The sequence below is a fragment of the Streptomyces flaveolus genome (assembly GCF_000716535.1).
Lineage (GTDB): Bacteria > Actinomycetota > Actinomycetes > Streptomycetales > Streptomycetaceae > Streptomyces > Streptomyces flaveolus_A.
In genome coordinates this window covers 56,667-66,199 of record NZ_JNWV01000042.1, presented here as the reverse complement: position 1 = coordinate 66,199, position 9,533 = coordinate 56,667, and the positions used below count along the sequence as shown (strand labels likewise).

Sequence of the window (9,533 nt, the reverse complement as noted above, 5' to 3'; positions counted from 1 at the left end):
GGCCGCCACGGCCGGCTCGGCCACGGCCGTGGACCGCAGGCGTACCACGCCGTTGAACTGCGGGGTGGCGAGCCCGCTGCGGAACTGATCGACAACGGGCCCCGGACGGCTCTCCGCGTCCCACCCCATGAGGTACTGACGGAAATTGGCGAACACGGACACCATCAAGCCGGGGTCCTGGGCAGCCTCCCGGGCCTGCCCCTGGTCATCGTGTGGCGTGCCGATCGCCCTTGCTGCATGCACCATGAACACGGCCTTCTTCACTTAGCGGATCTGCTGTCTGACGGGGCCCGGTGCGTGCGGTGCCGTACGCGATGCGGCTCCCGGGCGAGAGGTCGGGGACGACGCGATGCTCACCAGGACCGAGCCCAAGGCGGTCCGCAGCCCCCCGGGGGCCACAGTACTCCGGCGATCACCAGGACATCACAAGGCGTCCGTACCGGCCGGCGCCCCGCACGCCGCACACGAACGTCTCTGGAGGCCAGGCCTACGGCGCCGAGGGTCACCACTGCCGTGATCCCCGCGGTCCGGCCGTCCCGCCGGAGCAGAGCGAGACCACCGTATCCGACGGCGGCCAGGGCCAGCCCGAGGGCAGGAAGGAAGGTTGCGGGGGAAGCCGTCGCCACTCGTCGCGGGTGCCAGGCCCCGCAGGCGTCCCGCACCTGACGTCGAACCCCGTCATCGGTCACCCGGGACGGACGTCCCGCCGCACGGTGCGGGTGCCCGCCGGCGCGGGAACGTGCGATCTTCAGGGCATCGCCCGGCGAGGCATCACGCATCCTGCGGTCCTTCGGTCGTCGCGTCCAACGATGCCGTTCGGGGAGCCGGGGTGCAGCGCTTCCCGGGCGAGGTCGGACGCCGCCGCCGCCCGGATTCTGGCCAACACCCTGCGCATCGACAGCAAGGCCCACCGGCCGCCGGCTGCGGAAAGCGAGCTCGGTGGGGCCGTCGTAGTGCCGGCCCACGCCCACCAGGACACGGCCAGGGTCAGGGTCAGCCGGCTCCGCTCCCGCCGACTCGAGTACTACGCTGCCGCGCTACCGACCTTCCGCGGCAGCGGCAAGCTCGGCCGGATTCCACACGGGCACGGGTACCGCCGAGACAGGCGATGACCGCACCCGCTTCGCCACGCCAAGGGCCCTCCCCATGGAGGTTTGCCCGACACTTGAGTTGCGGGACTTGCCTCCACGGAGTTAGATCACAGTAGAAATTTAACCGAGCTACGCGCCCAGCACGCATAGCCTCCTTGAAGGAACCTCCTATGAGCACCTACCTGATCAACCATCTCCGCATCCCTGGCGACGTCCCGAACGAGCAGGGACTGTCGTACCTGGAGCAGGTCGAGGCCACTGTCCAGCCCTTCGGCGGCAAGTGGCTGGCCAACGGTGCAGCCGACGTGATCGAGGGTTCGTGGCCGGGCCTGGTCGTGCTGATGGAGTTCCCCGACCGTGCCGCAGCTGAGGCCTGGTACCGCTCGCCCGAGTACCAGGCGATCCTGCCGCTGCGCGTGCGCAACTCGATCTCGGACCTCGTCCTGATTGACAGCCTGCCCCCGGGCTACACCGTGAAAGGGTTCGCCCAGGAGGTACGCGCCGCGGTCGCGGCAGCGGCCGGCACCTCCGAGTGACATCGTCATCCCGACCGGAACCGGCCAGGTGAACGGCCGGGGAGCTGATGACGCAACGGCCGTTACCCCTCGGGGCCGCCCGCGCCAGGCAGTTTCCTTCACGTCATCGAATGCACGAACACGTACTCGTTCGGCACGCACAGCCGGCCAGCACCGGCGCCGCGCACGCACCCTCTGCGGGACGTCGAGCGGCTGAAAACGCTAAGCGGCGTAACGCGTCAGCCGTTCGCCGGCTCAGTACTGTCGGCAGCCCTCGCCGCTGCGGCATGTGAAGCCCGCAGGATTTGTTCCGACAAAGGCGTGCCCGCGGTGGCGCGGGCAAGGAGTATGCCGCCGACGAGCGTGGCATAGGCGGCCAGGCCGGCGTCACCAGGCGCGATCCACCCCGCGAGTTCCTGGACGCCCTTGGCGTAGGTCTCCCTGTACTCGGGCTCACGCGCGACATCGCCGGCGAACCCGGCCGCGGGGCAACCGGTACCAGGGTTGTCGCGATGCTCGACCGAGAAGTAGGACTCGAGCAGCGACTGCCACGCCGCCTGATGCCCCCCGGCCTCTTGGTCCAAGGCCAGGAGGTCTCGCAAGTTGTCGGCGAACGCCTTGGCGGCCGCTTCGTCAACAAGTGCGGCTTTGGAGGCAAACTGCTTGTAGAAGCCGCCCTGGGTGAGTCCGATCGACTTCATCACATCCGCGATACCGACATTGGCCACACCGTCTTCACGGAACAGCCGAGCGGCCGCGGCCACCACTCGCTCTCGGTTGGCACGCGCTTCTGCTTGCGAGACGCGACTCATCCAACACCCTCCGTGACGTCGAGCAGCCATCTGCTGCACTCCAAAGATTACGCCTTCCGTCTATCGCCTGACGCAGTCGTCCGCCTCCCGCGCTGCCGGCAGGCACACCCGACCATGTCCCGCAGGGCAACGGCCGGTCGGCCGTACCACGACCATCCGCCACACCGGCAAGAACTCGCAAAAAAGCGTCCCATTCCAGACAGCGGACGTCCACCCCCATGTAAGATGGTGTGCACAATTTAACATGTGGTTGCGTCATGACCGGGCCGAGACGGGCACCCACCCACTCGAGCACCCTCGCGTCACGGCAACCGGAGCGGGAGAAAGAGCCGAAGCAGGCTCCTTGGCACAGTGCCGTGGCTCGTCGCGCCTTTGAACGGCGCGGTTCGGCACTGCACACCCGAGAGCGCCGACGGGACAGGCACCCGTCCCTTCAGGAGCCAGGTGGATATCGCCGCGCAGAAGCCTCGGGAGGATTCGGCCGGGCGGCCTGCCGTCGATGCCGTTCCCGTGTGAGCCGCATACCCGTGAAGGCTGTCCCGCACCTGAATCGAGACACCTACCGACGGGAAATGACCCCAACCGCCGGGCCGGCCGGGCGAGGCCCACGACATGTCCCAAGAGAGGGATGCCCCGACTCCTCCTGCTCCGGCACCCGACTGCGCTGCTCACCGTCTATCACCTGCACGATGCAGCTGAAGGCCTCCGCGGCGGGCTTGGTCCGCTGGTCGGACTACTCGGTCCTGGCACCGCTGATGGCAGCGGCCCTGCTACCCGTCAGTCACACGGTGATCGTCGGAGCATTCACGCTGGCAACCAGTGCGGCCATCTACGGATTCGTCATTCCGGACGTGTCGGGGGGGCCGGACGGTGGTCATCGCCGCAGCCGTCCTGTCCCTCGGCGTTAGCCCGCTCATCTGCAGAGTCCGCCTTCGCCAGAGGACCAGGTGCCTCTGTGGTGCCCGGACTTCGCGCCACGGTGCGGACTCTGGCAGACCTCGACGTGCAACCGGACGAAGTGCTCATCCATCTCCATGACGTCATACGTCGGTTGCGGCCGGACGGGAGTGTCCACAACGTCAAGGCACGCTGCCTGTACGCCGTCTACGACCCCGTCACCGCAGAGTGCGCCTTCGCTCGCGCCGGACATCCTGCGCCCACCGTCATCGCCCCCCGATGGTGCGACCACTGCCGTCGGCATTCCTCCTGGAGAACCGCTTGGCGGTGCGCGAGCGAACGTCGAGTCCGTCGAAATCCGGCTCCGGAAAGGCAGCGTTCTCCTGCTGCACACGCACTCCGCCGAGCCACCCGACTCCGAGACGAAGACCGATGGACTCGAGGTGCCCGAACGAACTGCCGAGCCAGAGTCCTCGCTCACAGACGCCTGCCGTGCTGCGTTGGAGGCTCTGGTGGCAGCGGGAGCGCTACGCCGGTCGCGCGTGTTGGCCGCCCGCACCCGCACGCTCGACGGCACCACCGTGGCAACCTGGAACCTCCCGGCCGACACGGCGGCAGTCTCTGCCGCGCGAAAACATGTCAAGGCCACCATGAGGACAGGGGGCTTGGATGGGGCCACCTCTACCACAATCCTCATCGCCAGCGAGCTGGTCACCAACGCCATCCGCCATGCCCAGGCACCGGTACGTCTCCGCCTCATCCGCGGCGCCACGGGTCTGACCTGCGAGGTCACCGACGGCAGCACCACCTCCCCACACCTTCGACGCGCCCGGACCTTCGACGAAGGCGGTCGGGGACTGTTCATCGTCTCTCAGCGCTGGGGAACCCGTTGTCCCCCGCACAGCAAGACCATCTGGGCCGAGCATCCCTATCAGGCCGACGAACCCGCAGGAGAGGAAGGGCAGGTACGTAGGTGAGGGCTCCCACCCATCCGGCGGCACGGCCGGAAACCGCACCTACTTCAGGCACCCGCAGACGGCTTTTCCGGACCGACCCGAGGCCGTCCAGCAGCAAGGACATCTGCTCCTCATGCTCATGGCGTGCGCCCCATCCGCCACGGACAGCGTCGGCGGGCTCGTGCCGATCGCCCAGGCCGCGTCCCTGTGGTGCTACTGCTCGGCGACCGCCACGAAAGCCCGTGCGCTGGGGACGCCGGACAGGGAAGGATGAGAACAGGCCGCACAGGCCCGAATCAGCTTGACAACCGCTCAACTGCGGGGTCGGCATACATGCTCTTGCACGACGCGTTCCGCAGGGAGTGGACGGACCGCTCACCAGGGCGGCGATCCGCACCGGCGGCCAGGAGCGGCCTGCGCTGCTGACTTTCCACGCCACGCCCACCGCGAACCCTGTCCGCGGAGCGGCCGAACGCCGCCGCCGACAAGCACGTGAGCGTGCGGTCGCAGCCTCCTGGCAGGCAGGAAAAGTGGCGCCTGTACGCTCCGACCGGCATGGGCGGGGACGACTCCGACCGCAGCGCCCTTGACGGGGCCCGCCCGGAGCCCCTATGGACCGGGCGGACGCGTCCGGGCCCCCCGGCACCGACCCCGGTCCCGGTGGCCGCATTCCGTCAGCCGGGCGGGATGTTGTGGTTCACCCGGAACATGTTGGTCGGGTCGTACGCCTTCTTTGCGGCGGTCAGACGCCGGTAGCGCTCGGCGCCGTAGACCTCGCTCAACCGCTCGGTGTCGGTGGCCTCTTCGGTGGAGAGGAAGTTGACCATCCTGCGCCTGTCTGCCCAGGGCTCCAACGCGTTCATCACCTCTTCGAGTTTGGCCCTCAGGAACTCGGCCCGGTCGGGGGCGCCCACGCCGAAACCGAAGAGGACGAAAGGAAGCCCTCGGCTGGAGACGGCGTTGGGTACCGCGGGCTCGCGGTCGAGAGCGCCGCCGAGCATGCGGATCTCGACGCTCGCCAGCGGGGAGTCCGACTCGGGACCGAGCAGTTCGATCAGCTTGTCGGCCGCCTCGGCGGGAAACGCGCGCAGCATCGTCGTGCGGTCGTAATAGGGCATCGGCGTCGGCGGGTCCATGTGGAGGGCGCCCATGGCGGTGTAGGGCATCGCGTCCACGGTGTCGATGAGCGCTGGGGCGGCCGCGCGCAGGGGTGTGATCAGCCGCTCGCCCTCGGCCGACGGACCGAGGTAGGCGAAGCGCACGTGTACTACGAAGGCCCCCCGGAGCGGCTCCGGCAACTCGGGCAGCGGAGGGAGTCGTTGCACGGCGACCGAGGAGGACATCTCCTCCGGCATGTCTGATTGCCAAGTGCGCCAGGTGTGCAGCACATCGGCGAGGTGTTCGCCGGGGAAGTGGATGCCGCCGCCGTAGAAGTGGGTCAAGGGGAACAGGTCGAACTCCAGCGCGGTGACAACGCCGAAATTGCCCTTGCCTCCGAGCAGGGACCAGAAGAGTTCGGGGTCGCTGTCCGCCGTGACATGCCGCAACTCGGCGTCAGCGGTCACCACGTCCAACGAGCGCACATGGTCCGCCGCGTATCCCCGGCTCCGGCCGAGGACCGGACTGAGTCCTCCCCCGAGGGTGTAGCCGACCACGCCCACCAGCGGAGCCGAGCCGCTCATCGGGGCGAGACCGACGGCGGCGGCCTGGTCGATCACCTCCTGCCAGATCACGCCGGCCCCGACGCGTGCGCGCCGTCTGGCGACGTCTATGACGACACCCTTCATGCGACGGGTGCTGATCAGAATCCCGCCCCGGGCGGGGGTGACCTGCTGGTGGCCTGTGGTCTTCACCGTCACAGGCCGGCCCTGGCGGGCCGCGAAGCGGATCGCCGCCTGTATGTCGGCCGCGCCGGCGGCGCCGACCACCAGAGCCGGTTCCAGGGGAACGTTCAGGTTGTAGATCCGGCACTCGGCGTCGTATCCCTCGTCGCCGGGCAGCAGAACAGGACCGCTCGCCAGCGATGCGAGTTCGGCCGCCTCGGCGGGCGACACGCGTGGCAGCAGATCGTCAAAGGTCATGGGTCCCTCGTCACATGGCGCCAGGCCGAGCAGGCAGCTACCCGCTGGTTCATCCCGACTGTGCGAACCGAAACCGCACGGGGCGAGCAAGAAGCCACATCCCTGGCGGGCGGACAACGGACACTTACATTACACCCATCATCTAACGTGTCCGTTGCAGGTCTCAGAGAACCTCGCCGTTGTCACGCCCCTGCTCGCACCCCGGGCATCGACCCGGCACGTGGGGCCGCTTCGGGTGGCTCTGCCCTGTCGTTCCGGGCAGCCCGCTCACGGCATCCGGTCGGCGGTACGCGGCCGGGCACCGGCCGTCCGCACCCGGCTCGGTCGGCCTGCCGACCGGTGTCCCGACCGTCACGCCGGGTGTGTGGCGCCTGTCGCGGTCGGGTGCGGCTCGCGGGGAGGTGATCGCTCCTGCACGGCCGGTGGTGTGCGGGTTCTGGGCGCGTGAGGCCCTGCTGGGGCCGCGGCTCGAGGGTCCTGCGTGTTGGCTCGCGTCATGGAGGGTTGGAGCCGGCGCCAGTGGCGCGCTGCTGGGGCGGGATGTTCCCCGTGGTGACGGTGGCCGGGGTGCTGGCAGATCCGATCGTGCAGCCCAGCAGCCGAACCGGAGGCGGCGTGGCAGGGGCCTGAGCATGACGGCCCGACCATGGCATGCGGCGTATCGTTCCTCGTCGCGGCCCTTGGAGCATTCATACGCCTCGGTCAACAGCCCCGTCACCGCCGCGAAACAGTGGGCCGTCGGCGGGCGGGGCAGAGCAGGACGCTGCCGTGCCTGGCGCGGTGCGATAGGCGGGACGGCGGACCGCCGACGGACGGCCGAAGGCCTGGCGCGGACGGCCAGGAGCGCGGGCGGGCCCATCCGGCCGCCGGCCTGGGGGCTGGTGCGGCGGGTGGCCGGCCGCGGGACGGCCCACGGGCGCAGCGGAAGCGGGAGGACCGCTGGCACAGGCGAGCCGCCGGAGGGACGGCCGGGCCGCCGGTGGGGGCTGCCGCGGGAGGCGCACCGGCTGCGCAGGCGGGGACGGACGCGAGGCCAGCGGGAATGACTCCGGAACGCGGAGCCCCCAGCCCGGCCGCCACCAGATCGGGCACGGCCGAGGGCGCGGTCGGCAGCGGATGCAGATCGGAACCGGCCGCGGTGGCGGCCGCCTGGAGCTGCGCCCAGCAGTGGCTGCGCTCACGAAGCGGAAAGAGGACCGGATCGTCGGCGAGTACCGTCAACGGAATGCGGGCCCAGTGCTCCCATGGCTGCCCCTGGATAAGGAGCGTGCTCGTCCGTTCCTCGACCAGCGCCTTGAAGGCGAACGCGTCCGAGGCGGGCAGGTCCAAGGTGAGCAGGGCGTCGACCCGGCCGTCGGCGACCGCGGCCACCTCCTCGCCGTCGTCAAGACCGACCACGGCACCCGTGCGTCGTGCTGGGGTGAACGAAGGCCGCGCACCGGCTCGGTGAGCAGCCCGCCCGGTGGGCTGGGCAGCGGGGCGGAGACGGTCAGGCCTTCGCTCCGGCCCGTCGCCGCGGCCCGGGCGGTGCGTTGGGGGAGGACGAGCCGTCCGGCGCGAGTGAGTTCCGCGCTCCAGGGAAAGCGCAGCTGGCCCTGGCGCAGAACCGGCGTCTCGTGACCAGTCGAACAGCTCCACGCCGAGCAGCCGCTCCAGGTGTCACACCTGTCTGCTGAGCGCCGGCTGCGCCACTCCCAGTTCGGCGGCCGCGTGACCGAAGTGGCCCTCCCGCGCGACGGCCAGGAAGGCCCGCAGCAGCCTCGGCTCGATGTCCGGTTCGGGCAGCGGCGGGGCCGTGCCCACTCGGTCTGGGCACATGGTCATGGATCACCTTTCGGGGATCACCCGATCGGGACTCCCGTTCGACGCACAACCCTCAAGACCGGAAACGGCAACAGCAACTTATTCCGCATCAGGCGCAGCACGACCCCTGAACCATCCCCAACGGCGGCGCGCAGCACTTCTGCGAGGCTCTCGTGCAGATCGGGCGGCTTCGACAGGGGCTTCGACCACAGCCAACGCATCGACACTTCCGTTGAGGTTCTCGCCACGTCGGTCGCCTGCCCAGACGACCGCGCGAAATCCGTCTGGAGCGATGCCCGTCTTGTTCTCCTCAAGAAACTTCTCGAGAAGCATCTGCCCCAGATCGAAAGGCTCACCAGCCCATCCGATGACGTTCACACGCTCGTCGCGCGCGGCCCAGACGACAGAGCCGTCCGGCCAGATCTGCTTGCGCTGCACTGCACAGGTGTAGACAGGCATGGGCCCGAACGTACCTCACTATCCGAGGAGTCCGGTAGGGAACTGCGCTTCGTGGAGTCCGGTCACAGCCAGAAGATCACCTGCCCGGAGGGCCCCACTCAAACCGGTATCTGGCCAGTTCGATACAGCAACGGCTTCAGAGCTTCTTGCACATGGCGGCGACGCTCCTGCTCCTGGCGCTCGCGTTCGTCGGCTTCGGCCTGTGCTTGTGCCGCCACGGCCCGGCTCTGGTAGACCTCGCACAGGTCCGGGTGGGAATTCCCGCGGCTGCGTCCAGCCGCGGTAGTCGACGCGCTCCCCCGAGGCTGCTATGTCGTGTCAAGCCGCTTGAGCGAGTTCTTCGACGTTGCCGAGTCGGTTTCGGTCTGAGCGCTCAAGGATCTTGAAGATCTGGCGGCAGATCACCCGCTTGAGGCATCGCCGGGCGTCCCGGGAGGTCTTTCCTTCGGTGATCTTGCGAGCGACGTACGTCTTCGTAGAGGGATCAAGTCGCATCCTGATCAGGGTGATGGTGTGCATGGCCCGGTTGAGCTGCCGGTCGCCGCTGCGGTTGAGCCGGTGTCGGTTGGTCAGCCCGGACGAGGCAGGGATCGGCGAGACACCGGCGAAGGAGGCGAAGGCGGCTTCCGAGCGGAATCGTCCCTGGTGAGACCAGCTGACCAAGATCTGGGCGGCGGTGATCGGCCCGACTCCGAGCAGGCCGAGAAGCTCGGGGGCCTGCTGCCGCACCAGGGCGAGTATCTCGTTCTCCAGCTCCTTGGCCTCGGCCTGCAGCGCCTGGACACGCTGCGCCGTGGACCGCATGGCCCGCACCGTCATCCGGTGCTCGAGGCTCTGGGCCGGGCGGTCGCGGAACTGAGCGCAGTAGGCGATTTGGGCGGGACGCTTGAGCTTCCGCAGCTCGGCGCGGAGGTCATCC

Annotated in this window: 6 protein-coding genes and 3 pseudogenes; 3 read left to right on the top strand and 6 right to left on the bottom strand. The window is 69.2% G+C overall.

Features of this window, described 5'->3' with window-relative positions; genetic code table 11:
• Nucleotides 1-264: pseudogene (locus OO52_RS50190) on the bottom strand (hypothetical protein); the annotation flags it as partial.
• A 997-nt stretch (nucleotides 265-1,261) separates the two neighbouring features.
• On the opposite strand from OO52_RS50190, the gene OO52_RS38020 reads away from it, so the two are divergent.
• On the top strand, nucleotides 1,262-1,627 hold the full coding sequence (locus OO52_RS38020; RefSeq protein ID WP_030654228.1) for a DUF1330 domain-containing protein: 366 nt from the start codon (nucleotides 1,262-1,264) through the stop codon (nucleotides 1,625-1,627).
• A gap of 218 nt (nucleotides 1,628-1,845) precedes the next feature.
• On the opposite strand, the gene OO52_RS38015 is transcribed toward OO52_RS38020, so the two are convergent.
• On the bottom strand, nucleotides 1,846-2,418 hold the full coding sequence (locus OO52_RS38015) for a TetR/AcrR family transcriptional regulator (RefSeq protein WP_051818860.1): 573 nt from the start codon (nucleotides 2,416-2,418) through the stop codon (nucleotides 1,846-1,848).
• Nucleotides 2,419-2,917: 499 nt separating this feature from the next.
• Between OO52_RS38015 and OO52_RS54780 the strand changes: the two are divergent.
• Nucleotides 2,918-3,580 (top strand): annotated as a pseudogene (locus OO52_RS54780) (SpoIIE family protein phosphatase); the annotation flags it as partial.
• 235 nt (nucleotides 3,581-3,815) lie between these two features.
• Nucleotides 3,816-4,292 (top strand): ATP-binding protein, encoded by a 477-nt coding sequence (locus tag OO52_RS51150; RefSeq protein WP_158712614.1) that lies wholly within the window; start codon nucleotides 3,816-3,818, stop codon nucleotides 4,290-4,292.
• Nucleotides 4,293-4,945: 653 nt separating this feature from the next.
• Here OO52_RS51150 and OO52_RS38010 read toward each other — a convergent pair.
• The 4 genes and pseudogenes from OO52_RS38010 to OO52_RS53285 form a co-directional block, all read right to left on the bottom strand.
• On the bottom strand, nucleotides 4,946-6,352 hold the full coding sequence (locus tag OO52_RS38010; RefSeq protein WP_037630453.1) for an FAD-binding oxidoreductase: 1,407 nt from the start codon (nucleotides 6,350-6,352) through the stop codon (nucleotides 4,946-4,948).
• A 1,662-nt stretch (nucleotides 6,353-8,014) separates the two neighbouring features.
• Nucleotides 8,015-8,170 (bottom strand): annotated as a pseudogene (locus OO52_RS48450) (helix-turn-helix domain-containing protein); the annotation flags it as partial.
• 84 nt (nucleotides 8,171-8,254) lie between these two features.
• Nucleotides 8,255-8,614: a hypothetical protein gene (locus OO52_RS51145; protein ID WP_158712613.1), complete on the bottom strand. Its 360-nt coding sequence runs from the start codon at nucleotides 8,612-8,614 to the stop codon at nucleotides 8,255-8,257.
• 318 nt (nucleotides 8,615-8,932) lie between these two features.
• A complete protein-coding gene (locus OO52_RS53285; RefSeq protein ID WP_234339885.1) occupies nucleotides 8,933-9,418 on the bottom strand; it encodes a transposase in 486 nt (161 codons plus the stop codon).
• Nucleotides 9,419-9,533 lie beyond the last annotated feature (115 nt).